The organism is Castellaniella sp. (assembly GCF_049651205.1).
Classification (GTDB): domain Bacteria; phylum Pseudomonadota; class Gammaproteobacteria; order Burkholderiales; family Burkholderiaceae_B; genus Castellaniella.
Map to the genome: position 1 here is coordinate 26,069 of NZ_JBASBR010000018.1, position 24,384 is coordinate 50,452.

20 protein-coding genes and 1 tRNA gene are annotated in these 24,384 nt (G+C 60.0%); 13 read left to right on the forward strand and 8 right to left on the reverse strand.

The window, feature by feature from the left end:
• The first annotated feature begins 27 nt into the window (after window positions 1-27).
• Entirely contained in the window at window positions 28-1,197 is a 1,170-nt protein-coding gene (gene ftsZ / locus WA928_RS11590; protein WP_350383657.1) for a cell division protein FtsZ, read from the forward strand.
• A 222-nt stretch (window positions 1,198-1,419) separates the two neighbouring features.
• A complete protein-coding gene (lpxC, locus tag WA928_RS11595; RefSeq protein WP_424303677.1) occupies window positions 1,420-2,343 on the forward strand; it encodes a UDP-3-O-acyl-N-acetylglucosamine deacetylase in 924 nt (307 codons plus the stop codon).
• A gap of 13 nt (window positions 2,344-2,356) precedes the next feature.
• Here lpxC and WA928_RS11600 read toward each other — a convergent pair whose 3' ends face one another.
• Window positions 2,357-2,839, reverse strand: a complete 483-nt coding sequence (locus tag WA928_RS11600; RefSeq protein WP_424303680.1) for a DciA family protein — start codon at window positions 2,837-2,839, stop codon at window positions 2,357-2,359.
• A 15-nt stretch (window positions 2,840-2,854) separates the two neighbouring features.
• On the opposite strand from WA928_RS11600, the gene WA928_RS11605 reads away from it, so the two are divergent.
• Window positions 2,855-3,901 carry a M23 family metallopeptidase gene (locus WA928_RS11605; RefSeq protein WP_424303683.1) on the forward strand — a complete coding sequence of 349 codons (1,047 nt, stop codon included), beginning with the start codon at window positions 2,855-2,857 and terminating at the stop codon, window positions 3,899-3,901.
• Window positions 3,902-4,003: 102 nt separating this feature from the next.
• Window positions 4,004-6,754 carry a preprotein translocase subunit SecA gene (secA, locus tag WA928_RS11610; RefSeq protein WP_424303686.1) on the forward strand — a complete coding sequence of 917 codons (2,751 nt, stop codon included), beginning with the start codon at window positions 4,004-4,006 and terminating at the stop codon, window positions 6,752-6,754.
• A 339-nt stretch (window positions 6,755-7,093) separates the two neighbouring features.
• On the opposite strand, the gene WA928_RS11615 is transcribed toward secA, so the two are convergent.
• Entirely contained in the window at window positions 7,094-7,993 is a 900-nt protein-coding gene (locus tag WA928_RS11615) for a LysR substrate-binding domain-containing protein (RefSeq protein ID WP_350383648.1), read from the reverse strand.
• Between the two features lie 121 nt (window positions 7,994-8,114).
• On the opposite strand from WA928_RS11615, the gene WA928_RS11620 reads away from it, so the two are divergent.
• From WA928_RS11620 to WA928_RS11645, 6 genes are all read left to right on the forward strand, one after another.
• On the forward strand, window positions 8,115-8,867 hold the full coding sequence (locus tag WA928_RS11620; RefSeq protein ID WP_417276267.1) for an SDR family NAD(P)-dependent oxidoreductase: 753 nt from the start codon (window positions 8,115-8,117) through the stop codon (window positions 8,865-8,867).
• A 12-nt stretch (window positions 8,868-8,879) separates the two neighbouring features.
• The gene (locus tag WA928_RS11625; RefSeq protein WP_424303691.1) at window positions 8,880-9,755 is read left to right on the forward strand and encodes a transketolase; all 876 of its coding nucleotides are present in this window, start codon (window positions 8,880-8,882) and stop codon (window positions 9,753-9,755) included.
• Window positions 9,752-10,747, forward strand: coding sequence for a transketolase family protein (locus tag WA928_RS11630; protein WP_350383641.1), 996 nt, complete (start codon window positions 9,752-9,754; stop codon window positions 10,745-10,747). Before WA928_RS11625 ends, WA928_RS11630 begins: the two co-directional genes overlap by 4 nt.
• A gap of 86 nt (window positions 10,748-10,833) precedes the next feature.
• Window positions 10,834-11,832: a TRAP transporter substrate-binding protein gene (locus tag WA928_RS11635; protein WP_424303694.1), complete on the forward strand. Its 999-nt coding sequence runs from the start codon at window positions 10,834-10,836 to the stop codon at window positions 11,830-11,832.
• An 11-nt stretch (window positions 11,833-11,843) separates the two neighbouring features.
• Window positions 11,844-12,428 carry a TRAP transporter small permease gene (locus tag WA928_RS11640; protein WP_350383638.1) on the forward strand — a complete coding sequence of 195 codons (585 nt, stop codon included), beginning with the start codon at window positions 11,844-11,846 and terminating at the stop codon, window positions 12,426-12,428.
• Window positions 12,425-13,684: a TRAP transporter large permease gene (locus WA928_RS11645; RefSeq protein ID WP_424303698.1), complete on the forward strand. Its 1,260-nt coding sequence runs from the start codon at window positions 12,425-12,427 to the stop codon at window positions 13,682-13,684. Before WA928_RS11640 ends, WA928_RS11645 begins: the two co-directional genes overlap by 4 nt.
• 19 nt (window positions 13,685-13,703) lie before the next feature.
• On the opposite strand, the gene mgtE is transcribed toward WA928_RS11645, so the two are convergent.
• From mgtE to WA928_RS11665, 4 genes are all read right to left on the reverse strand, one after another.
• Entirely contained in the window at window positions 13,704-15,188 is a 1,485-nt protein-coding gene (mgtE, locus tag WA928_RS11650) for a magnesium transporter (RefSeq protein WP_417276271.1), read from the reverse strand.
• 7 nt (window positions 15,189-15,195) lie between these two features.
• Complete coding sequence (locus WA928_RS11655) at window positions 15,196-15,588, reverse strand: acyl-CoA thioesterase (protein ID WP_417276272.1); 393 nt, start codon at window positions 15,586-15,588, stop codon at window positions 15,196-15,198.
• Window positions 15,589-15,724: 136 nt separating this feature from the next.
• Entirely contained in the window at window positions 15,725-16,924 is a 1,200-nt protein-coding gene (locus WA928_RS11660) for a M20 aminoacylase family protein (protein ID WP_424303703.1), read from the reverse strand.
• Window positions 16,921-17,760, reverse strand: a complete 840-nt coding sequence (locus tag WA928_RS11665; protein WP_424303706.1) for an inositol monophosphatase family protein — start codon at window positions 17,758-17,760, stop codon at window positions 16,921-16,923. Before WA928_RS11665 ends, WA928_RS11660 begins: the two co-directional genes overlap by 4 nt.
• A 98-nt stretch (window positions 17,761-17,858) precedes the next feature.
• Between WA928_RS11665 and mnmD the strand changes: the two genes are divergently transcribed.
• On the forward strand, window positions 17,859-19,718 hold the full coding sequence (mnmD, locus tag WA928_RS11670) for a tRNA (5-methylaminomethyl-2-thiouridine)(34)-methyltransferase MnmD (protein WP_424303709.1): 1,860 nt from the start codon (window positions 17,859-17,861) through the stop codon (window positions 19,716-19,718).
• Window positions 19,719-19,853: 135 nt separating this feature from the next.
• Entirely contained in the window at window positions 19,854-22,043 is a 2,190-nt protein-coding gene (locus WA928_RS11675; RefSeq protein WP_424303712.1) for a glycoside hydrolase family 31 protein, read from the forward strand.
• A gap of 3 nt (window positions 22,044-22,046) precedes the next feature.
• Here WA928_RS11675 and WA928_RS11680 read toward each other — a convergent pair whose 3' ends face one another.
• A complete protein-coding gene (locus WA928_RS11680; protein ID WP_417276277.1) occupies window positions 22,047-22,844 on the reverse strand; it encodes a metallophosphoesterase in 798 nt (265 codons plus the stop codon).
• Window positions 22,845-22,915: 71 nt separating this feature from the next.
• Here WA928_RS11680 and WA928_RS11685 point away from each other — a divergent pair.
• A tRNA-Lys gene (locus WA928_RS11685) sits at window positions 22,916-22,991 on the forward strand.
• A gap of 61 nt (window positions 22,992-23,052) precedes the next feature.
• Here the strand turns inward: WA928_RS11685 and WA928_RS11690 are convergent.
• Complete coding sequence (locus WA928_RS11690; RefSeq protein WP_417276278.1) at window positions 23,053-24,384, reverse strand: sulfate adenylyltransferase subunit 1; 1,332 nt, start codon at window positions 24,382-24,384, stop codon at window positions 23,053-23,055.

Here is a 24,384-nt window from a genome sequence, read left to right on the forward strand (position 1 = left end):
TGTTTTCCGTATGTGAGGGAGTCAACCATGATGAATTTCGAAATGCTGGATACCAGCAGGAACGGCACCGTGATCAAAGTCGTCGGTGTCGGTGGCGCCGGGGGTAACGCGGTGGCCCATATGATCCACTCCGGAGTACAGGGAGTGGAATTTATCTGCGCCAACACAGATTCGCAGGCCTTGCTGGCCAGTGAAGCACCTGTGCAGATCCGCCTGGGTCGCACCGGTTTGGGTGCTGGTGCCAAACCCGACCAGGGTCGTGCGGCGGCAGAGACTGCTCGCGAGGAAATCCGTGCTGCCCTGAACGGGGCACACATGGTGTTTATCACAGCCGGCATGGGCGGTGGTACCGGCACCGGGGCCGGCCCAGTGGTGGCCGAGGTTGCCAAGGAACTGGGCATCCTGACCGTCGGTGTGGTCACCAAGCCGTTCATTTTCGAAGGCAACAAACGCATGCGCCTGGCCGAAGAGGGGATCCGCGAGCTGACGCGTCATGTGCATTCTCTGGTGGTGGTGCTCAACGAAAACCTGTACGACCTGATGGACGAAGACGCCACCCAGGAAGACTGCTTCCAGGCGGCTGATGACGTGTTGCACAATGCCTGCGCAGGCATTGCTGAAATCATCAATGTCGAAGGCAATGTGAACGTCGACTTCGAGGACGTGAAAACCATCATGGGCGAGCAGGGTCAGGCCATGATGGGCACAGCGGTTGCCGCCGGCGCCGATCGCGCCCGTACCGCCGCTGAGCAAGCCATTGCCTGCCCCTTGCTTGAGGGTGTCGATCTGCATGGTGCCCGTGGAATTCTGGTCAACATTACGGCCAGCCGCTCGCTGAAAATGCGTGAAACCCGCGAAATCATGGAAACCATCCGCAGCTATGCATCCGAAGACGCCACCGTCATTTTCGGGACGGCGTACGACGATGCCATGGGTGAAAGTCTGCGTGTCACCGTGGTGGCAACGGGTTTGGGCGCTGCCAACAGCCGTCCGCAACTGGTGTCCAACAATGCTGAAATCCAGCGCACTGGCACCGACAATCAACCCGTGCATCTGGGCCATGATTTTGCCGGCACGGATGTACCGTCGGTGATCCGCCGCCCCCGTACCAGTGCTTCGGCACAGGTGCAGGCGCTGGAAGGCGCCGGGATGGATCACTTTGATATCCCTGCCTTTTTGCGCAAACAGGCCGACTGATCTCTGAAGATCTGTCGATCTGACCTCACATCGCGGCTGCTGTCACGCCGGTCGCGGCGCCTGGCACACTCTTCTCTTCCCCTGGAGGAGGGTGTGCCTTCGCATAACAAGTGTGAAATCCAATGACAAAGGTCGTGGAAAACCCGTAGAGCGGTTACAATGCTTCGACATTCTGCGCCAGGGCGGTAGTGCCTTGTGCGTGTAGCCTATTCCGATATACTCATGCTCTTACAGCGCACGATCAAGCAAGCGATTTCCACCAAAGGCGTGGGCCTGCATTCAGGCCGCCGGGTTGAAATCACATTGCGCCCCGCACAGCCCAATACGGGCATTGTTTTCCATCGCACGGATCTTCCCCAGGTGGTTGATCTGCCGGCGCGTGCCGATGCGGTGGGCGATACCCGTATGGCCTCCGTATTGCAGCAAGGGTCGGTACGCGTCTCTACCGTCGAGCACCTGATGTCCGCCCTGGCTGGTCTGGGGGTGGATAACCTGCACGTCGATCTCAACGCCGAAGAAGTGCCCATCATGGATGGCAGCGCCGGCACCTTTGTGTATTTGCTGCGTAGCGCCGGCCTGCAAGAGCAGTCTGCAGCCAAGCGGTTCATCCGGGTGCTCAAGCCCGTCGAAGTCCGCGAGGGCGATGGCCCGGCAGCCAAATGGGCGCGCCTTGAGCCTCACGACGGCTTTGCGTTGTCGTTTTCCATCGATTTTCGCCATCCGGCCATCAACTCCACCGCCAATCGTGCCGAAGTTGATTTCGCCACTGATTCTTACGTCAAAACCATTGCGCGTGCGCGTACCTTCGGATTTGCCTCCGAGGTCGAGGCGTTGCGCTCCATGGGGCTGGCCCGGGGCGGCAGCCTGGATAACGCGATCGTCATGGACGAATACCGCGTGCTTAATTCAGATGGCTTGCGCTACGACGACGAATTCGTAAAACACAAGATCCTCGACGCCATCGGGGATCTTTATCTCGCCGGCCAGCCGCTGGTGGCCCGGTACGTGGCCTGCAAGTCTGGCCATGGCCTTAACAACCAGCTGGTACGCGCCTTGCTGGCCCAGCAAGATTGCTGGGAAACCGTCACCTACGAATCCTCCCAACTGGCACCCGCTGCCTACACCCGCGACTGGCAACTGGCCTAAGAGACGGTGGTCGCTATTTTTGTGTGCCTTCTGGCCGATGATGACGCAATAACCGGCTGACTGCATCGGATAAGGGCCCGGGGCTTAGATCCTTGGCCAATGTCTCGAAGCAGTGCAAGGCCTGCTCGTCCAGTGGTCGGGTTTCACGCAGTGGCTTTTGTGTCCCGGCTTGCCTCATGGCGGCATCAATGCGCACGACAATGGTTTCTACCGGCCATCCCTGTTGCTGCAGCTGGCTGGCCACTTGGTGCGTCAGTTGCCGCAGGCGTGCGGCATAGGCAGGGCCGGGAACCAATACGGTAAGTTGTTGTCCCTCTATACGGGCTACCTGTGCGCGGCGCTGCAGGGCAACGGGCAAGGTGGCGCGTAAAGCGCTTTGCAGGGCCATCAGCGTATGCGCTGTTTGCAGCAGATGGGCCCCTTGCGGGTTTGCCTGCAGCCAGCTCAGGGCTGGGGCCCCAGGGGCATGGCTGCGGTGGCGAGAAGCCTGAGACATTTAAGGATTAGCTGGATGAAGTCAGAAGTTGATGTTGCAACAACCGCACGGCGGTTCAGTCATTCTACCGTGCACTGGCTGGCACGCCTGGGCGTGCTGCTCCTGTTGTTGTTTGCTGCTGCATGGGCAGGTGCGCAGTGGCAGTCCTGGCAGGGCGCCTCCCTGGTGCAAACGCAGCAAAGGCAATCGCTGGATGCCCGGATGCAACAGCAAACCGCGGCCCTGCAGGGTAACCTTGCCGATCTGGCAGGTCGCGTCGGAGAACTCCAGGGGCGGGTGTTGGCCATGGAGGCCGTGCGCAGCCGTATCGCCCAGGCAGCCGGCCTCAAGTACAGCGCCCCAGAGATTGCCGGTGGTTCAGCTCCCACGGCCGCTGATGTGGACAGTTTGTCGCACATCCCCCAGGCTGATGCGTCCCAGGTGCTGGATGACATCACAGACCCTTTACCCATGTCCTTGTCCTTTGAATCGGCCGAACAGCTGGGCGCACGGGTAGATGCGCTGGGTGCGCGTCTGGACAGCCAGGAAGACGCCTACGCGTTGGTGGATGCAGCCTTGTCTCAGCAGGCGGGGTTTCAGGCCAGTTTGCCTACCTTGTCGCCAGTGGATTACCCGGCACTCAGTTCTTCTTTTGGCTGGCGCCGCAATCCGGTCACCGGGCGGCAAACGATGCACGAGGGGCTGGATTTTGCAGCACCGCGGGGCACGGACATCCGTGCCGCCTCGGGCGGGATTGTGGTGCGCGCTGGCACCTGGCACGGCTATGGCAAGATGGTTGAAATCGACCACGGCAATGGTTTGCGTACCCGATATGCGCATGCGTCCAGCATACTGGTCCAGACGGGAGACCTCGTGCGTCAGGGAGATCTGATTGCCCGGGTGGGCAGCACAGGCCGCTCCACCGGGGCTCATCTGCACTTCGAGATTCGCATGGCAGATTACCCACTGGATCCTACCTTGTTCCTGCAGGCGCCAAACCGATCGTCCGTACAGGCCTTGGCGGGACTACAGGTAGCAGCCGCAGATCAGCCTGCCAAAGCGGCGGGCCCTCAGCTGCGTTAAACTGCATCGTTTACCTGCGGTCACTGTTCAGTGACCGTGCCTGACAATCATCCGGTTGCCGGGGCTGTTTTTGACAGCGCCGGCCCGCAGCGACGACACACTATGGTTTCTCTGCTTAAAAAGTTCATTGGCAGCCGCAACGACAGGTTGCTCAAGCAGTACCGCAAGCAGGTCGCACAGATCAATGCGCTCGAGCCCTCTGTGCAGGCTTTGTCCGACGAAGCGCTACAAGCCAAAACTGACGAATTCCGTCAGCGGATCGCCGACGGCAAGTCGCTAAACTCTTTGCTGCCGGAAGCGTTTGCGGTGGTCCGCGAGGCCAGCAAGCGGGTGTTTGGCATGCGCCACTTCGATGTACAGATGCTGGGGGCGATTGCCCTGCACAATGGCAAAATTGCTGAGATGCGTACGGGTGAAGGCAAAACGTTGATGGCCACCCTGGCGGTGTACCTCAATGCTTTGCCCGGCAACGGGGTGCATGTGGTGACGGTCAATGATTACCTTGCCCGGCGCGATGCCGAGTGGATGGGCCGCCTGTATGGGTTTCTGGGCCTGAGCACGGGCGTGGTGGTGCCGCAGCAAGAAAACGAAGAAAAGCGCGCGGCCTATCAGGCAGATATCACCTACGGTACCAACAACGAGTACGGTTTCGATTATCTGCGCGACAACATGGAATTCCGCCCTGGCGACCGCCGTCAGCGCAGCCTGTCGTTTGCGATTGTCGATGAGGTGGATTCGATTCTTATCGACGAAGCCCGTACGCCGCTGATTATTTCTGGTCAGGCCGACGACAACACCGAGCTGTACGTGCGGATGAATGCGGTGCCGCCTCTGCTGACGCGCATGGCCGAAGAACCGAAGCCGCATGAGCCAGAGCCCGAGGGTGATTTCTGGGTGGACGAAAAGGCCCAGCAGGTGCATTTGTCTGAGGCCGGGCAGGTCAAGGCCGAGCAGGTGATGGTCCAGCAAGGCATCTTGCCCGAGGGTGAGTCGCTATACGATCCGCGTCATATTTCGTTGATGCATCATCTGTTGGTGGCGTTGCGTGCGCACAATTTGTTCCACCTTGATCAGCAATATGTGGTGCAAGACGGCGAAGTCGTGATTGTGGACGAGTTTACCGGCCGTCTGATGGCTGGTCGCCGCTGGTCTGACGGCCTGCACCAGGCCGTTGAGGCCAAAGAGGGTGTGCGCATCCAAAACGAGAACCAGACGCTGGCTTCGATTACGTTCCAGAACTATTTCCGGATGTACGAGAAGCTGTCGGGGATGACGGGTACGGCCGACACTGAAGCCTACGAGTTCCAGGAGATTTACGGCCTCGAAACGGTGATTATCCCCACCAATCGTCCGATGGCCCGCGATGATCAGAACGATCAGGTGTTCAAGACAGATGCCGAGAAGTATCAGGCGATTCTGGCGGATATCGTCGATTGCCATAAACGCGGTCAGCCGGTGCTGGTAGGCACCACCAGCATCGAGAATTCCGAGCTTCTGTCCAATGCCTTGCGCAGGGATGGTTTGCCGCACGATGTGCTGAATGCCAAGCAGCACGCGCGCGAAGCGGAGATCGTGGCCGAGGCGGGCAAGCCTGGACACATTACGATTGCCACTAATATGGCCGGCCGGGGTACGGATATTGTGCTGGGCGGCAGTGTCGACAAGCAGATTGATCTGGTGCGTGCTGATGCCGATTTGTCGGCCGAAGACAAAGAGGCACGGATTGCACAGATCCGCGCAGAGTGGGCACCGGCCAACGAAGCCGTGAAGGCTGCGGGCGGCCTGCGCATCATTGGCACCGAGCGTCATGAGTCACGGCGCATCGACAATCAGTTGCGAGGCCGTGCTGGGCGCCAGGGCGATCCTGGCTCGTCACGGTTCTATCTGTCGCTGGATGATTCGCTGATGCGCATTTTTGCGGGCGATCGTGTCCGTGCCATCATGGATCGTCTGCGCTTGCCCGAGGGTGAGCCAATCGAGGCACGGATGGTGTCGCGCTCGATCGAATCCGCGCAGCGCAAGGTAGAAGGCCGCAACTTCGATATTCGCAAGCAGTTGCTTGAGTACGATGATGTGGCCAATGATCAGCGCAAGGTGCTGTACGGTCAGCGCAACGAGGTTCTGGAGTCTTCTTCGGTTGCCGATACGATTGCGAATCTGCGCGAGGCTGAGATTACCGCGGTGTTCCGTCGCTATATTCCAGAGGAAACGATGGAAGAGCAGTGGGATGTGCCAGGTCTGCAGACGGCGCTGGAGTCCGATTGGGCGATGCCGATGGCTTTGGCAGAGATGCTGGAGAAAGAGCCCAATTTAACGGACGATGATTTGCTGGATCGAGTGCTGGCGGAATCCAAGCGTCTGTACGATGAAAAGGTGACGTTGGTTGGGCGCGAGGGCTGGGAGCCTTTCGAGCGCTCGGTGTTGTTGCAGGCGCTGGATTCAAACTGGCGTGCGCATTTGGCGTCGCTGGATCATTTGCGTCAGGGGATTCATTTGCGGGGGTATGCGCAGGTGGATCCGAAGCAGGCGTACAAGCGGGAGGCATTCGAGCTGTTTTCGGATATGCTGGATCGGGTGCGCAATGAGACGGTCCGGGTGTTGATGACGGTGCGAATTCAGTCTGCCGAGCAGGTTGAGGTCGAGGAACCTGCATCGCCGGCGCTTGAGAATGTGCGCTATCACCACGCGGATTATGACGCGGCGCTGCGGGGCGAGGATCCGGGCCTGGATCAGGGGTCTGCTGCGCAAGCGGGTGGTGTTCCGGCCGGGGCTGTGCCACGGGTGGGGCGCAATGATCCGTGTCCTTGTGGCAGCGGCAAGAAATACAAGCATTGTCACGGAAAGTTGGCGTGATTTTTTGAAAGAGACCGGGAAGTTTCCCGGTCTTTTTTTGTTTTCTGGGGAGGGGGCGCTCGACTGCGTCATTGCTCTTGTCGGAGAGCTCGACGGTGTGTTGGGCTGGCAGGCGGGGCAAGTCGTTCGGTTCCGGCTGCGCCGGAACTGCCCGTGCAGGAGGTCATCAGAGGGCGCTCGCCAAACGCGCGGGGTGGTCAGTCCTCCGGACTGACCACAAGCGTCCCGCTTGAACGGCGGCTCGCTTGTCTCCCTCTGATGGCCTCCTGCACGGCGAACTCCAATTGCCCCACCCGCCAGCCCAACACACCGTCTGACGTACGGAGAGGGGGCAACGGTTCAGTTTGCCTGTTCAGAGGGTTGGGTCAGGCCGAGTTCATTCAAGAGCCAGTCGCGGAAGATGCCGATAGTGTGGCGTTGTTGGCCTGCGCTTGAGTAGGCCAGGTGGTGGCCGGTGTAATGGATTTCTCGCTCGCGTCCTGCAAGAGGGCGTACCAGACGGTTGCTCAGGAGTTCGCGCTCGGCCAGGCGGGTGGATTCCAGGGCGACGCCAAGTCCGTCTGCGGCGGCGGCGATTGCCAGAAAGCTGCGGTCGAAGCGTGCACCTTGTGGGGTGCGTATGGGCAGGCCGTTCAGCTCAAACCAGGACGGCCAGCGAAACTGCTTGTATTCGCTTTGAATCAGAGGGACATGCGCGAGGTCTGCCGGGGTGCGGATACGTTTTGCGGTTTCGGGGCTGCATAAGGGGGTGAGCAGTTCTTCGCCCAAGGGGATGCTCATGGCATTTTCGGATCTGGGTTTGCCGTAGGTGATATCGATGTCGAATTCATCGGTGCCAAAGCGCACGTAGTCTGTGCTGGCGGCCATACGCAGGTCAATCATGGGGTAGGCCGCAAGGAATCCCGCCAGGCGGGGGGCAAGCCATTGGGCAGCGAAACTGGGTGCGGAATGAAGGCGCAGCACGGTTGGGCCTCGGGCGGCGACGGTTTCGATGCCGTAGCGCAGGTCGTCAAATGCCCGGTTAACGTGCCGGTATAGGTATTCACCCTCAGGTGTCAGGTGAATTGCTCTTGTGCTTCGCACAAAAAGACGGGTTCCCATGCCGGATTCGAGTTTGCGGATTGCGTGGCTTATAGCGCTGGCAGAAAGCGATAACTCGTTGGCAGCATTACGAAAAGAACCGTTTCTTGCTGCGGCCTCGAATGCGCGCAATAGAGATAATGGGATGGTTTTAAACATCTTGCTCTCGATATTGATGAACTCATTTCATCAATTATTGCAGATATATCGTTTGTCGGTGCGTGGGTGTGCTTCTACCATGATTCCAGCATTTCAGTACAGGACATCAGGAGAGCAGAACATGCTATTGAAAGACAAGACCGTCATTATTTCAGGTGCCGCAGGCTTGCGTGGTATTGGCTACGCCACGGCGCGACTGTTTGCTGAAAATGGTGCACGTGTCGCGATACTGGATCTGGATCAGGCCGCAGCGCAGGCGGCGGCGAATTCGCTGGGCAAGGGGCATTTGGGCCTGGCCTGCAATGTGGTCAGCCCGCAGGCGTGCCAGACGGCGGTGCACACGGTGACGGCAGAGCTGGGTGCGGTGGATGTGCTGATCAACAATGCTGGCATTACGCAGCCTGTGAAGATTATGGAGATCGATCCGGGTAGCTGGGATCGCATCATGGATGTGAATCTGCGCGGGGTGCTGAACCTGAGCCAGGCAGTTATTCCGGGCATGCGCCGGCGTCAGTCGGGTTCGATTGCCTGCATGTCTTCCGTGTCGGCGCAGCGTGGCGGTGGGATCTTTGGTGGCCCGCATTACTCTGCCGCCAAGGCAGGGGTACTGGGCCTGGCCAAAGCGATGGCACGCGAACTTGGGCCGGACAATATCCGGGTGAATTGTGTGACGCCGGGCTTGATCCAGACGGATATTACCGGCGGCAAGCTGACTGATGAAATGCGTACCGAGATCCTGAAGGGTATTCCTCTCAATCGGCTTGGAGATGCGCTGGATGTGGCCAAGGCCTATCTCTTCCTGGCGTCGGATCTGTCCTCTTATGTGACGGGTGCAGTCATTGATGTCAATGGCGGCATGCTGATTCACGGTTAAAGGAAACTATTTATGCATACTCTTGATCTGTCACCGGTGGAGAGCCGGAAGCAGCTTTTAAGCAAGCTGGCGGTGGATGCCTACCAGATTCGACGCTATGCACTGCGCATGGGCGAGGTTCAGGGGCAGGGCTATATTGCTCAGGCGCTGGGCATTGCGGACATGTTGGCAGTGGCCTATGGGCATGCACTGAGTTACCGGCGCGATGATCCCAAGTGGGAGGGGCGGGATCGCTTTCTGCTGTCACATGGCCACTATGCGATCGGGTTTTATGCAGCCCTGATTCTGGCGGGCATTCTTCCGGAGGATGAGCTTGAGACGTATGGCTCGGATGACAGTCGTTTACCGATGTCAGGCATGGCCAGTTACACCCCGGGGATGGAGATTTCAGGCGGGTCGCTGGGGCACGGCTTGGCGATTGGTGTAGGGATGGCTTTGGCTTTACGGCACAAAGAGAACCCGGCTTTTGTTTATGTGTCGATGTCCGACGGAGAGCTGGATGAGGGGGCAGTCTGGGAGGCAGCCCTGTCGGCCGCACACCATGGTCTTGGCCGGCTGATCAATCTGGTGGATATCAATAATCAGCAGGCGGATGGGCCCTCATCAAAGGTTTTGGGCTTCGAGCCGCTGGCGGATAAATGGCAGGCCTTTGGTTGGCATGTGCAAGAGGTGGACGGCAACGATCTTGAGGCGGTGCTTGATGCCTTTGATCGGGCGCGCCATCTGGAGGGTGATCAGCCAAGGGTAATTTTGCTGCGCACTCACATGGGATGTGGCGTGGATTTCCTGGAAGCCAGAGAAAAAAATCACTTTATCCGGGTTGATGAACACGAGTGGCAGCAGGCGATTGAGTACCTGGATGCCCAACACCAAGGAGCGCAGGCATGAATCAAACTGCCACCCCCCCGACGCGTCTGAAAACGTCGGCGATGATCGCCTCGATTGCCTCAGAAGGACAGGCCACAAAGTCTGCGCCCTTTGGGCATGCACTGGTCGAGCTTGCCCGGCAAAAGCCCGAAATTGTCGGTTTGACAGGTGATCTGGCCAAATACACGGATTTGCATGTGTTTGCCGCTGCATTTCCAGAGCGCTTTTATCAAATGGGTATGGCTGAGCAACTGTTGGTTGCTGCTGCGGGTGGTATGGCCAAGGAAGGCCTGCAGCCCTTTGTGACTTCTTACGCGGTTTTTGCCACCCGGCGTGCTTACGACTTCATCCACCAGATCATTGCCGAGGAGCACCTGGATGTGAAGCTGTGCTGCGCGCTGCCGGGCTTGACCACGGGCTATGGCCCCAGCCATCAGGCGACAGAGGACGTCGCCATGATGCGAGCCATCCCCGGCCTGACTATTGTGGACCCCTGCGATGCGCTGGATATCGAGCAGGCGGTGCCCGCCATCTCTGCACATAAGGGGCCGGTTTACATGCGTCTCCTGCGTGGCAATGTTCCGGTGGTGCTGGATGAGTACGACTACAAATTCGAGCTGGGCAAAGCCAAGTTGTTGCGGGATGGCCGGGATGTACTGGTGATTTCCAGCGGCCTCATGACAATGCGGGCCCTGGAGACGGCACAGCAGTTGCAAGGCAGTGTTGATGTGGCTGTGTTGCATGTGCCCACGATCAAACCGCTGGATGAAGCCACCATTTTGCATGAGGTGCGGCGCAGTGACCGTCTGGTTGTCGTCGCAGAAAACCACTCTGTGGTCGGTGGGCTCGGAGAGTCTGTGGCCAGTTTGCTGTTAAAGGCTCGCTTGGCACCTGCGTTTCATCAGATTGGTTTGCCCGATCAATTTCTGGACGCCGGCGCTTTGCCGACACTCCATGATCGTTACGGTATATCCAGTCAGGCATTTGCAAAATCCATTCAGTCCTGGCTTTAATCAGCGTTTCTTTTTAATGCAGCCCTCTTTTTTACCGTTTTAATTTGGCTGATAGCCATTCGTAATTTACCCGTGAGGAGACAATCATGAGAATTTCACGACGCCAATTCATGCATACCTTGGGTGGTGCAGCCACCATTGCTGCGACACCTCTGTGGATGTCTCAAGCCCATGCAGCTACCACGCTTACTTTGGGGCACGGCGCAGCGCCCGGTAATCCCCGGTCGATCGGAGCCGAAAAATTTGCGGCCTTGGTAGCGGAAAAAACTGGCGGCAGCGTCAAGATCAATGTGGCCGGCTCAGAACAGCTGGGCAACGACGTGGCGATGCTGACCAGCCTGCGCACCGGTGTGCTGGATTTCACCATCAATAGTCAGGGCGCCACAGGCGGGGTTGTTCCGGAGATTAATGCGCTGGGGCTGCCTTTCCTGTTTGATAGCGCGAGCCATGCCTATCAGATCCTGCAAACGGATATTGGTGCTGATCTTGCCGCACGGATGGAGGCGAAAGGTCTGGTTCTGCTGGATTGGTGGGATAACGGTGTGCGGCAGATCAGCAACAGCCAGCGGCCCGTTCATGAGCCCAAGGATTTGTCGGGGATGAAGATCCGCACGCCAGCAGATGCCATGACCATCGATATTTTCAAGGCATTGGGCGCAGCCACCGAACAGATCGCGTTCAGTGAACTGTACATTGCCTTGCAGCAAGGTGTGGTGGATGGTCAGGAAAATCCGTTGGCCAATATTGCCAGTTCGAAAATCTACGAAGTCACGCCTTATATCAGTCTGTCAGCCCATAAATGGGAGAGCACGCCGTTTCTGATGTCCCGGATGGCCCAGGGGCGCCTGAAGGATGCAGAGAGGCAGGCCGTGCGTGAAGCTGCCCGGGAAGCGGGGGATCTGCAGCGCGGACTGATGCAAGAGGCAGATAAAAAATACTTGGCGCAGTTCGAGGCAGATCCCAGCATTAAGGTCAATCCCGTGGATCGTGCCGCATTCAAAAAGGCAACCGCGCCGGTCGCGGCCGAATGGCAGGCCAAGCCGTTTGGTGACTTCGTCAAGAAACTCATCACCGCAGCCGGGTAATGGGCGCGGCCATGAAGCGCGAGTCCTCACTTGTGGGGCTGTCCACCCGGGGTGGCCGGGTGGGTGAACCCTGGTTTTTGGGTATTTCAGCCACCTGCAACGCCTGGATCGCCAAGGTTTGCGAGCTTCTGGTTATGGCAACCACGGTAATTTTGCTAGTACTGTTAGGCGTTAATGTGGCCGTGCGCTATGTATTTGAGGCGGGTGGCATTGAGTGGATCAGCGAGGTGCCCGCCCAATTGTTTCCGTGGATGATCGCCGGTGGCATTGTGATGGCCACTCAGCGTGGTGGCCATATTGCAGTTGATTTTGCCTATAAGTTGGTGGGTGATCGTGGCGGGCGGTGGCTGGCGATAAGTATTCAGGCTTTGGTGTCCGTGGCCTATGGGGTGCTGTTTGTGGTGGCCTGGCAGGTGGCTGACATTGTTGCGATCGAACGCAGCCCGCTGCTGGGCATTTCCGGCAGCTGGGGGTACTACGCCCTGATGTTTGCCGCTGCCGGCACCAGTCTGGCCAGCCTTAATATCCTGCTGCGTGTTGCAGTGTATGGCACGCAAGCCCTGCCGCAGCCTAATCCTGAGGAGAGTCCGACATGATGATGACACTCAGTCTGGTGTTTTTCGCCTTGCTATTTCTTGCCGTGCCAGTAGGCCATGTGCTGGTGGTGGCCTCTGGTATTGCAGTGGGTACGTCAGATTTCCCGCCGCTCATGGTGATTGCCCAGCAGATGTTTGCCCCCACGCAATCATTTCCCATGCTGGCATTGCCCTTCTTTATTCTGGCTGGTAGCTTGATGATGAGTGGCGAGTTGGGGCAAAATCTTATTGGCTTTGCGACCTCGCTGGTTCAACGTTATCGAGGTGGTCTGGGTTCGGTTTCGGTTGTTGGGTCTGCTGTTTTTGGTGGTGTTTCAGGATCGGCTGTGGCCGATGCGACCGCACTGGGGTCCATGCTGATTCCCTGGCAGCAAAAAGAGGGCTATCCAGCCGGCTTTACGGCGGCCAACAATGCGGCATCGGCCATGATCGCTGTCCTGATCCCGCCGTCGATTCCATTGATTCTCTACTCGCTGGTTTCGGGTGAATCCATCAGTTCGTTGTTTTTTGCTGGTGTCTTGCCCGGGCTGATGCTGACCGCTGTGTTTGTCCTGGTCTGCAATTTGTCGGCACGGTTTCGTGGATTCCCGTATCAGCCGGCTGCATTTGATTGGCCACGGTTTCGTCGCCTCTTTTGGCAGGCCTTGCCGGCCCTGGCCTTGCCGGTGATGATTCTGGTGTTGCTGCGCTTTGGGATCGCAACACCCACCGAGGTCTCCGTGCTGGCTACGCTATACGCCCTGGCGATGGGGGTGTTTGTTTACCGGGATATGAGCTGGGCTCGCTTTCGCGTCGCAGTGAGCAGTGCCGGAGTTTCAACCGGCGTGGTGATGCTGGTGATCATGGGCTCGTCTGCCGTGGGTTGGCTGGCCACATATGCCCAGATTCCGCAAAGTTTTGCGGCTTGGTGTGTAGAAACCTTGCAAGATCCATGGCTGATTATCCTGGCCATGAACGGCATCATGCTGGTGGTTGGCATGTTCATCGATTTGCCGGCAGCCATCTTGCTGTTGGGCCCTATCTTTGTACCTTTGGCGCAAACCATTGGCCTGGATACGCTGCAACTGGGCTTGATGATGGTACTTAATTTAAGTATCGGCCTGTTTACACCGCCGGTGGGTACCACGCTGTTTATTTCCAGCACGATTGCGCGTGTGTCCATTATCACGGCCTCGCGGGAACTTATCCCGTTCTATTTGGCCACCCTGCTGATTTTGGGTTTGTTCAGCTACGTGCCGTACTTGACGCTGCATTGATGCATGAGGCCTGGGGCGGCTACAGCAAAAAGATGGTGGCCAGCCCCAGAAACAGAAAGAACCCCAGCGAGTCAGTGGCGAAAGTGAGTAAAACGGATGACCCCACTGCGGGGTCTTTGCCAAAACGGTCGCGCAGTAGTGGGATAAGCACGCCCAGGGTGGCGCCAATCAGCATGTTGCCTACCATGGCGGCCATCATCACGGCGGCGATGGCGTAGGAGTCTGAGATCACCCAGGCAAAGGTGGCGGCTACCAGGCTGCCACAGGCGCCCACTAAAAAGGTAACCTGCAGCTCACGCTTGACCAGTTGCCAGATGTTGGCACCGGTGACGCGGCCGGTGGCCATGGCACGGATGATCATGGTCATGGTCTGGTTGCCGGAGTTTCCGCCGATACCGGCGACGATGGACATCAGAAATGCCAGGATCACGATGTGGCTGACGGTGTCCTCGAAGCGCGAGGCCACCAAAGATGCAATCGAGGCAGTGCATAAGTTGACCAGCAGCCAGGGGGCGCGGTTGCGCAGGGCCGAGAGCACGGGTGCGAAGATGTCTTCTTCTTGCAGGCCTGCCCGGGAGAGTTCTTGCTCTTGGGAGTCTTCCTGCAGCACGTCCACGACTTCGTCGATGGTGACACGGCCAATCAGGCGGCCTTGTTCGTCTACAACCGGGGCGGACACAAGGTCATAGCGCTCGAAGGCACTGGCGGCATCGGCATCTGAGTCTGTGGGGTTGAGGCTCAGGACGTCGGGCTCCATGACGGCGTTGACCAGCGTCTCGGGCTCGCTCAGCAGCAGGCGTGATAGCGACAGGGTGCCGCGCAGCTGGTCGGCGCGATCCACCACAAAGATTTGGTCGGTGTGGTCGGGGAGCTCGTGCAGGCGCCGCAAGTAGCGTAAAACGACCTCAAGGGTAACGTCTTCACGCACGCGCACCATGTCGAAGTCCATGATGGCCCCGACGGTGTCTTCGGGGTAGCCCATGGCCGCAATCAGCTGGGCACGTTCGGCGTCGGTAAGGCCTTTTTGAACCTCGGCGATGACGTCCGGTGGCAGATCGGGGGCGAGATCGGCGATCTCGTCGGCGTCCATGTTGCCGGTAGCCGCGATGAGGTCGGCATGATCCATGGACTCGATCAGCGACTCGCGAACCCAGTCTTCGACTTCCAGTAGAACGTCGGCGTCGTATTCCTGGCTGACCAGTTGCCAGATGGCCTGGCGCTGGGTGATGGGCAGGGATTCGAGGATGAAGGCGATATCGGCCGGATGCAACGCGTTGACGATCTGGCGGATTTCGTCTTCGTGCTGGCGCTGCAACATGCCTTCGAGCAGGTTCGAGCCGTCTTCGTCCTCGCCTTCATGCTGGCGCTGGGCGAGTACGTCCACCACCTCCTGGCGCTTCAGGATGGACTGAAGTTCCTGCAGGGCCAGTTGGGCGTCCTCGGGATCCAGCCGGCGCGGGATCACGACAGGGTTTGGGGTCTCGGCAACCTGGGGATCGACCATCGGAATCTCAGATTGGAGGAAGGGGCCGGCTGTGGCGTTGCTCGTCGGTGGCTACGTAGGTGAGTGTGGCTTCGGTGACTTTGACCACTTCGGCCTCCAGACGTTGACGCTCGGCATAGACTTCGACGGAAACGGTGATCGAGGTGCGTCCGGTTTTAAGGATGGTGGCGTAAAAGCTCAGCAAATCGCCTACAAAAACCGGGTTCTTGAATAAAAATGCATTGACGGCCACAGTGGCGACCCGGCCGGCTGCCCGGCGGGTTGCCGGGATGGAGCCCGCAATATCTACCTGGGACATGATCCAGCCGCCAAAGACGTCGCCATGGATGTTGGCGTCGGCAGGCATGGGCATGACACGCAAAACAGCCGGGTGGTCGTGCGGAGGCAGGGTCGTTGACATGGTGTCCTCGGTATCAGCGTGGGTGACAGGCAGGCCGGGTGAGTGGGTGGTGAAGGCCTGCCGCGCGTATTTTACGTGAAGCCCGTGGCCGGCGTGCAGATCTGTGGGGGGTGCCGTGTACGGGGCAATGCCGGGATCAGCTGCCTGTGAGATATCGGTGTGTCAGCATCACCCAGTAGGCTGCGCCCAGCGGGATGAGGCTGTCGTTGAAATCGTAGCTGCCGTTGTGCAGGGTGCAAGGCCCCAGCCCATGGCCCGCGCTGCGATGGTCGCCGTCGCCGTTGCCGATCCAGATATAGCAACCGGGTTTTTCGAGGAGCATGAAGGCGAAGTCCTCGGCACCCATGGAGGGGCGTACGTCGGCCAGCACGCACTCGGCACCGACGAGTTCGGTGAGAACTCGTGTACTAAGGGCTGTTTCGGCCGGGTGGTTGATGGTGGGCGGGTATTCGCGGCTGAAATGAAACTGTGCCGTGCAGCCCATGGCCTGGGCCAAGTGCTGGGTGATGTCACGCATGCGTGATTCGATCAGATCAAGCACGGGGGTGCTGAGTGTGCGGACGGTGCCGCGCAAGACAGCTTCGTCGGGGATGACGTTGTCGGCCGAGCCAGTGTGAATCTGCGTGACGCTGATGACGCCCGCATCAAGGGGATCCTGGTTGCGGGTGAGAATGGTTTGAAATGCCAGGGTGAGCTGTGCGGCGGCGACGACGGGGTCGATGCCCAGGTGCGGCATGGCGCCATGCGCGCCCTTGCCTTGCAAGGTGATGTCAAAGCGGTTGCTGGAGGCCATGATGGGGCCTTCGGTAAGCCCGAAGCTGCCCACTGGGATCCCCGGCCAGTTGTGCATGCCAAAGACGGCATCCATGGGAAATTGCTCGAACAGGCCGTCCTGGATCATGCGCTGGGCGCCGCCACCGGCTTCTTCGGCAGGTTGAAAAATCACGTGCACGGAGCCTGGAAAATGACGGTTTTCGGCTAGATAGCGGGCAGCTGCCAGCAGCATGGCGGTGTGGCCATCGTGGCCGCAGGCGTGCATGACGCCAGGGTTTTGGCTGGCGTGGGCAAAGGTGTTGCTCTCGGGCATGGGCAGGGCGTCGAGATCGGCGCGCAGCCCGATGGAGGGGCCGGGTGCATCGCCTGTGATGCGCCCCACCACGCCGGTGTCGCCCAGACCTGTGTGGGTGTCGATGCCCCAAGATTCGAGCAATTGTGCCACAGTGCCGGCAGTGCGGGTTTCCTGGAAGGCGAGCTCTGGCCAGGCATGGATGGACCGTCGGATGTCGGTCATGTCGGGCAACCAGTGATTCAGCGTGTCGAGAAGAGCTTGTTTCATAGGTGTTTACTGATCAGAGTGTCAAGGGCCAGGGCGAGATGTGTGTTGCTTGCCATGACGTAGCCGCCCTTGGGCCAGGGATCTTGCCGATGGATGTCTTCGCAGACGCCCCCGGCGGCACGCACAATGGCGCAACCAGCGGCCACGTCCCAGGGGGCCAGACCCATTTCCCAGTATCCATCGTAGCGCCCGCAGGCCGTCCAGGCCAGATCCAGCGAAGCCGCCCCCAGGCGGCGCACGCCACGGGTCTGATGCATGGCATCGATGAATCCGGGCATGTATTGCGATTCGAAGGAAAAGTCGCGGAAAGGAAATCCGGTGGCCAATACAGCTTGATCGAGCGTCCTGGTGCTGGAGCACTGGATGCGTCGGCCGTTCAGCCAGGCGCCGATGCCGTGCAGCGCAGAAAAGAGCTCCTGGCGGTTGGGGTCGTAGATGACACCGATGAGTGGGGTGTCCTGGGCTAGCGGGTGACCGCCGTCAGGGCAGCATCCTGCATGGCCGATCAGGGCAATGGAGACGGCATAGTGGGGGATGCCGCTGAGAAAATTGGTGGTGCCGTCCAGGGGGTCGATGCACCAGGTTACGTGCTCGCCGGGTTGGCCGCCGGATTCTTCGGCGATGATGCCCGCCTCGGAGGTGCGCTCGCGCAGCACGGCGATGATCGCCTGCTCGGCCTCGCGGTCGGCCTGTGACACCAGATCGTTGCGTTGCTTGGTGTCAATGACGAGATCAGAGCGGTGCAGCGCGTGAGTTTGTAAAATGGCTGCTGCTGCGTGGGCGGCTGTGACAGCAGCGTCCAGGTAGTCAGCCGACAAGAGATGCGTTGTCAACATGTGAGTCTCTGTCCTGTACTGCGCCTGTGGGGCCGCCAATCGGCCGCATGCGGCGTGTGGTTCATTGTACGTGAGCAACCTCTCCCAAGTATCCCTGCATGTCCGGCCCCTACCAACCTCTGATCCCCGCTGTCTGGCACCAAACCGCCGATGGTATCCCCGATAGTGAACGCTACGGGGATGTCTATCACGGCCAGGCAGGCCCGCTGGCCCAGGCGCAGCAGGTGTTTCTGCGGGGCAATCATCTGCCCGGACGCTGGCAGGGGCGTGTCGCATTCACCATCTGCGAAACCGGCTTTGGCCTGGGGCACAATTTTCTGGCCAGTTGGCAGGCATGGCGCAGCGACCCGCAACGCAGCCAACGGCTGCATTATCTGGCCTTCGAGGCGCATCCCTTTGAGGCGCAAGACTTGCGTCGCGTGTGGCGGTGCCTGCCGGCTGCCTTGCAGGATCTGGCTGACGAACTGGCACACGCCTGGCCGGCCCTCCTGCCGGGTGTCCAGCGCCTCGATCTGGCGGGTGGCAAGGTCAGCCTGACGCTGGTCTGGGGCGATATCCGGCGCACGGTGCGCCAGGCGCAGGCCGCAGTGGATGCGTTTTATCTGGATGGTTTCGCACCCGACCGCAATCCCGAGATGTGGTCGCCCGGTGTGTTTGGCCAGATGCGGCGCCTGGCTTGCACGGGTGCGACGGCGGCCACCTGGTGTGCAGCCGGCCAGGTGCGGCGCGATTTGCAAAGTGCCGGCTTTCTGGTGTCCAGGGTACCCGGCTTTGCCGGCAAGCGGCACATGACGGTGGCCACCTTGCGCCCCGGCCTGGGGCAGGCCCTGCCAGATCCCCAAAGGCGCCGCGTGGCCGTGATTGGAGGTGGGCTGGCGGGGGCCGGTGTGGCTCAGGCGCTGGCGGCCAGAGGCCATGAGGTACAGGTTTGGGATTCCCACTGTGCCCTGGATATCAAACCGGAGGTGCGGCAATATGGGGCCGCTGCGCTCGTCCCGGCGCTCAGCCTGGATGACGATACCCGCTCGCGCTTGTCCCGGGTGGGTCTGCAGCGTGCTCAATCACGGTGGATGGGTTTGCCCGAGCCAGCCAAGCCAAACCAGTGCGGTGCGTTGGTGTGTGCGGGCAATCAGGACGACGCACAACGACAGCAGGCCGCCATGCAGTGCCTGCAGTTTCCGCCAGGCTGGGTGCGCTGGCTGGATGACGCCGCAGCCAGCCGGCAGGCGGGTGTGCCGCTGGCACAAGGTGGTCTGTGGTTCGATCAGGCTTTGCGTGTGTGTCCTGGAGAGCTGATTGCCGCCTTGTTAAGCCAGCCAGGCGTCACCCGGCGAGCGATCGATGCCGCTGCGTTGCGGGCGCACCCTGACGGTGGCTGGTGCTTGCTGGATCAAGATCAGCGCGTGCTGGATCGGGTGGATGAAGTTGTGCTGGCCAATGCGCGGCATGCGCCGGCGCTATTGGCCTCGCACCCGTTGCTGTCTGCCTGGCCGGTCTTGTCGGGTTTACGGCCGATTGCGGGACAGATCAGTTTGTACGCAACATATGATAATTCTGTACCGGCCTGTATCCTGTCAGGCAAGGGCTACTGCCTGCCGCCCGCCGCTGGGTGGGGGGTGGCTGGCAGTACCTATCGCCCACGGGCGGGTAGCACGGTGGTGGATGACACCGGTCATCGCGCGATCCTGGCGCAGTTGCGTCGCTGGCTGCCGGCCGGGTCTGTTCCTTGGCTGGGGCGTGGCCAGCCTCAGGGCTGGGCGGGCTGGCGTGCGGCCACACGCGACCATCTGCCGATCATCGATGCCGTGGCGGCGATGCCCGGCGTGTGGCTGGCGTGTGGATATGGGTCGCGCGGTTTAAGTTGGTCGGCCCTGGCTGGAGATCTGATCGCGGCAAGGCTGGATAGTGAGCCCTGGCCGGTAGAACGAGAGCTTCAACACCGGATCCGTTTGCGCTAAACGGGCGTTAAATATTGCCTGTGCAGCCCGGGATAACCCCTGGTCGCGCAACAGGATTTTATTTTATGGCGCAAATCCGTCAGAATAACGTCTTTTACAAGACTTATGTGGGCAAGCTGCCCAGAGGATCACACTGTGTCGCCCACCATCGAATTGGCGGACCAACTCTTCGAGACCGGCCCTGTCACCCAGACTTCGTCCTGCGTCGAATGGGCCTACCATTCAGAAGACTGGTGTTTGCGCATCGAAGCCCACTCGCCTGGCGTGTTTCGCCTGCGTTGTGGCCCTAAGGCCTGGCTAAACCCGGCAAAGCCCAGCGCGCGCGCTCAGCGTCACGCAGCGATGCTGCTGGCCCGCGAAGAAGCTGTGGGCGAGCTCGAATGCGTTGCCGTGCAGCCTGGCGTCTGGCGCATCAATCAGGGTGAAGCCAGCCTGGTGCTGGAAGGCGCCGGTCACAGCGTACAAATTTTGTCTCAGGATGCCTGCATCGCGCGCGCTTCCCTGACACTGCCCGTAGGGGCACCCACAGACACCACGCGTCTGTGGCAGGTCAACTGGCAGCTGCAGGATACCGAAGGCATATTTGGCCTGGGTGAAACCTGTCACGATCTTGATCGGCGTGGTGCGCAACTGGTGTCGGATGCACCGGCCAGCCGCTGCTTGCCGCTGGCCTGGAGCCCGCTGGGCTGGGGCGTCTATCCCAATACGCTCAGCCAGGTGGTACACACGCTGGATACCCCAGAGCACTACCAGTTGCAGGTGCAGGGGGCCGGGCTGGATATTTTCCTGTTTGTGGGCGATCCCTCCGAAATCCTCAACCAGTACACAGCCCTTACCGGGCGTGCCGGGCAGCCAGACCTCTGGCCCATGGGTGTGTGGATGGATCAGGCCGATGGCCAAACCCCCGAAGCCAGCCTGCAGCAGGTGCGCAGCATGCGCGCGCAAGGCTTGGCGCTGGATGCCGTGCGTCTGGCCGAGCCCGCCATCATCGGTTTTCAGGCCGATAAGCCTGTGTTCGAATGGTCGGATCGCGTGCCCGACTGGCGCGTGCTGGTGGCCGAGGCCGAAACCCTTAACGTGCATCTGGCCGGCAGCCTGATCCCTGGCGTGATGCAGGGCACGGCCCTGTTCGACGAGTGGGAAGACCGAGGCTGGCTGCTGTGCGACGAGTCCGGCTCAGCCTGGGTGTGCCCGGGCACGGCCGCATCTGGCGGACAACCCTTTGGCTTGCTGGATCTCACCCATAAAGATGCCGCGCGTCTCTGGACAGAACGCTACGCACAGGCCCTTGAAGACAATCTGCAGGCGCCGGTGTGTCAGGCCCAGTTTGATTTCCCCGACGACGTCGAGGCTCGTGGCGGAGAATCCGGTGCCATCCTGCGCACGGCGTACCCGCATCTGGCTCGCCAGGCGCTATTTGATGCCGTGGCCGGCCCGCGCACCCCCCAAGAGGGCGTGATGCTCAGCCGCGATCTGTTCCCCGGGGTGCAGCGGTTTGCCTGGCAACAGGGCCCTCAGGTAGATAACACTTGGGATGGTTTCGCACAAACCTTGCGCGCTGCGTTGGCGGTGGGTAACAGCGGCGTGGCTGTGCAAACCCATACGCTGGGTTGCGCCAGCCGTCCGGCCTCTGGTTTAAACGCAGAGCTTTATCTGCGCTGGCTGGCTATGTGCGTGTTCTCGGCCAATTTCAGTTTTCAGGGCCGGCCGGATCTGATGCCCGATGCCTTCGATGCAGATACCCGGGCCTTGGTGCAGCACTGGTTGCAATGGCGCTACCGTTTGCTGCCATATATTGCGGGCATTATTGATGACGCCGTGCGTACAGGATTGCCGGTACAGCGCTCGATGATGCAGGCCTACCCGGCCGACCCCGAAGCCCATGCCTGGGATACGCAGTACCTGCTGGGCCCGGCCCTGCTGGTGGCGCCTGTGATGCAACCCGGGCAGGCCACAGAAATCTATCTGCCCCAAGGCGATGCCTGGTGGGATCTCAGTACCGGTTGGCGCTACGAAGGCGGCACGCGCCTGACGCTGCGGGCTGGGCTGGATGCGTTGCCTGTGTTTGGCCGTGAAGGCCATATGTTGTGCCTGGGGCCTGTTACCCAGCACACCGGAGAAATCAACTCGGCACGTATCCTCGAGGAAGTCTGGATGTTTGGCATGCCCGAGCACAACCCGGTGGTGATGCGCAACAAGATCCGCGTGATGCAGATGCAGGGTTCCAGCTACATCAAGGGCCTCGAGGGTCTGCGGATCCTGCCCTCCGAGGGCCTTGAGGTAAAACGGCGGGGTGCCGAGGTACGGATTTCACGAGCCCGCTAGGGTTTAGGAGCTGGATGACTCCGTTACGGGGATGTCAATGCAAAGTCCGGGGTCGAACTCGGGATTTTCATTGACGCCATCCCGGCAGTAGCCGCGCGGATTGCACACTACCCGGGTGCCCCGGACGGTGTAATCGAAGCTGTCGTGTGTGTGGCCGTGTATCCACAAACAGGCGCGGCCCATCAACCCGGTGCAATCAGACACAAACCCGGCGCTGATCAAAGAATCTTCAAAACGAGGGTGCACACTGCGCAGGCTGGGCGCGTGATGAGTAATCACCACCGTGGGGCCGTCAAAGGGCTCGTCAAGCATGTGATCCAGCCAGTCGTATTGCTGGCGAAATAGTCGGGCGGAGTCTTCGGGGGTAAAACGCTGGTCGTCAGCGCCGCGAATCACCTGAAAATCGCGCATGAACTGGCCGGTTTTTTCCATGGCCTGCTGGCGTTGGTCGGTGCCAAAGAGTTCGAAGTCTGTCCAGAGCGTGGTGCCCAGAAACCGCACGCCGTTGATCACGACTGCGCGCTGGTCGAGAAGCTGGATGTGGTGTTGTTGAGCCGCCTCGGCCAGTTGGGCCCGTACGCCGACAATATCGCCCCCATAGAACTCATGGTTGCCCGGCACAAACAGTACCGGGCCCTGGATCTGGCCGGCCCATGTCATGGCAGCCTGGGGGCGAGCGATGTCGCCCGCCAATATGGTGACATCGGCGTGGGTTTCGGGTAGTGCCAGGCCCTGCATGCTGAGATGGAGGTCGGACAGGATATGAAGCCGCATTGCTGGGACATCTTGTGGGTCAGACATGGTGGGAGGTCTCCAGAAACAGCGTCGCTTGACGTTTTTTTTTTAAGATGTCAAAATCTCGTTCTTGTTTTGGGTCGTTAGCTCAGTTGGTAGAGCACCGGACTTTTAATCCGTTGGTCGCGCGTTCGAGCCGCGCACGACCCACCAAAGCATTCAGGGAAATCAGCTGTCAACTAGCTGATTTCCCTTTTTTACTGCTATCTGACGCCTATTTGCTATGGGGTTTTTCCCCTTGCAGATCTGTCAGGCGGACCATCCCCGCGGCAACTGTCTGATGGCTTGCGTCGTCAATCAGGATGAAGGCTCCGGTCGCCGGCTGGTGATCATACTCGTCCAGCGCCAAGGTGTCGCGGGTACGGATCTGCACCCGCCCGATATCGTTCAGCCCCAGGGTGCCGCGCCAAAGCCCGTCCTGCAGTTCGGCGATATCGCGACGGCTCATAACCTCCGTGATACGGGCCTGCGTCAGGCGCGATCCCTGCTTGAGCCAATAGCGCCGCATGGGGCTGAGCGCCTGGCGATCCAGCCAGCACACATCGGCTTGAAATTCGCGTGACAAGACCGGTTGCGATTGGGCATCTGTAATCAGATCACCGCGGGAGATGTCGATCTCCCGATCCAGCACAAGGGTGATGCTGTCGCCAGGGCGTGCGATTTCTAGCGCTGCATTGCCCAGTCTGATCTCACGAATCTGTGCTGTTTCACCAGATGGCCATACTTGAATCGTATCGCCCGGGCGCAAACTACCCCCCTGGAGTTGTCCTGCATAGCCACGAAACGCCTGCTGTGTGCTGCCGTTGTGGCGGATGACCCACTGAATGAACATGCGTGTGGCCTGCGACTGTGCAGGTTTATCCAGAGGCAGGGACTCCAGTAGCGGCAGCAGGGCCGGGCCGTCGTACCAGGGCATGTGCGCACTGGGATGCACCACGTTGTCTCCCGTGAGTGCCGACACAGGAAGGCAGCGTACGGCGGGTAGTCCCAGGGCCTGTGCCAGATGCTGGCAGGCGGCCTGAATGCGGGTGAAGACCGCCTGGCTCCAGTCCACCTGGTCCATTTTGTTCACTACAATCACCAGATGGCGCAGCGCAAGCAGCCGGGCCACTGTGGCGTGCCGTGTGGTTTGTGCCAGAAGCTGGCCGTCTGTAACCCGGGTGGCATCAATCAGGAGGAGGGCTGCGTCGGCTGTGGATGCGCCTGTCACCATATTGCGCGTGTATTGCTCATGACCTGGCGCGTCGGCCACGATAAACTTGCGCCGCGGTGTTGCAAAATAGCGGTAGGCCACATCAATCGTGATGCCCTGTTCGCGTTCGGCTTCCAGGCCGTCGGTCAATAAGGCCAGATCCAGTGCCTGATCGGGCGCCCGCGAATATCGCGAACCTGAGATCGATTTCAGCTGGTCGGCATACACCCCTTTGCTATCCAGCAGCAAGCGTCCGATCAGGGTGGATTTGCCGTCATCCACCGAGCCCGCTGTAACAAAACGCAGAACATCCGTGTCCGGGACGATGGCCGGGTATTGGTTGAGAGTGTCCAT

Excerpts from the sequence above, each read along its gene's own strand:
- lpxC (WP_424303677.1), top strand. The coding sequence starts at position 1,420 with ATGCTCTTACAGCGCACGATCAAGCAAGCGATTTCCACCAAAGGCGTG.
- WA928_RS11680 (WP_417276277.1), bottom strand. The coding sequence starts at position 22,844 with ATGTCTGACCCACAAGATGTCCCAGCAATGCGGCTTCATATCCTGTCC.
- WA928_RS11615 (WP_350383648.1), bottom strand. The coding sequence starts at position 7,993 with ATGTTTAAAACCATCCCATTATCTCTATTGCGCGCATTCGAGGCCGCA.
- mgtE (WP_417276271.1), bottom strand. The coding sequence starts at position 15,188 with ATGGTCGATCCCCAGGTTGCCGAGACCCCAAACCCTGTCGTGATCCCG.
- WA928_RS11630 (WP_350383641.1), top strand. The coding sequence starts at position 9,752 with ATGAATCAAACTGCCACCCCCCCGACGCGTCTGAAAACGTCGGCGATG.
- WA928_RS11605 (WP_424303683.1), top strand. The coding sequence starts at position 2,855 with ATGAAGTCAGAAGTTGATGTTGCAACAACCGCACGGCGGTTCAGTCAT.
- WA928_RS11620 (WP_417276267.1), top strand. The coding sequence starts at position 8,115 with ATGCTATTGAAAGACAAGACCGTCATTATTTCAGGTGCCGCAGGCTTG.
- mnmD (WP_424303709.1), top strand. The coding sequence starts at position 17,859 with ATGTCCGGCCCCTACCAACCTCTGATCCCCGCTGTCTGGCACCAAACC.
- WA928_RS11655 (WP_417276272.1), bottom strand. The coding sequence starts at position 15,588 with ATGTCAACGACCCTGCCTCCGCACGACCACCCGGCTGTTTTGCGTGTC.
- ftsZ (WP_350383657.1), top strand. The coding sequence starts at position 28 with ATGATGAATTTCGAAATGCTGGATACCAGCAGGAACGGCACCGTGATC.
- WA928_RS11640 (WP_350383638.1), top strand. The coding sequence starts at position 11,844 with ATGAAGCGCGAGTCCTCACTTGTGGGGCTGTCCACCCGGGGTGGCCGG.
- WA928_RS11635 (WP_424303694.1), top strand. The coding sequence starts at position 10,834 with ATGAGAATTTCACGACGCCAATTCATGCATACCTTGGGTGGTGCAGCC.
- WA928_RS11645 (WP_424303698.1), top strand. The coding sequence starts at position 12,425 with ATGATGATGACACTCAGTCTGGTGTTTTTCGCCTTGCTATTTCTTGCC.
- WA928_RS11600 (WP_424303680.1), bottom strand. The coding sequence starts at position 2,839 with ATGTCTCAGGCTTCTCGCCACCGCAGCCATGCCCCTGGGGCCCCAGCC.
- WA928_RS11690 (WP_417276278.1), bottom strand. The coding sequence starts at position 24,384 with ATGGACACTCTCAACCAATACCCGGCCATCGTCCCGGACACGGATGTT.
- WA928_RS11660 (WP_424303703.1), bottom strand. The coding sequence starts at position 16,924 with ATGAAACAAGCTCTTCTCGACACGCTGAATCACTGGTTGCCCGACATG.
- secA (WP_424303686.1), top strand. The coding sequence starts at position 4,004 with ATGGTTTCTCTGCTTAAAAAGTTCATTGGCAGCCGCAACGACAGGTTG.
- WA928_RS11665 (WP_424303706.1), bottom strand. The coding sequence starts at position 17,760 with ATGTTGACAACGCATCTCTTGTCGGCTGACTACCTGGACGCTGCTGTC.
- WA928_RS11625 (WP_424303691.1), top strand. The coding sequence starts at position 8,880 with ATGCATACTCTTGATCTGTCACCGGTGGAGAGCCGGAAGCAGCTTTTA.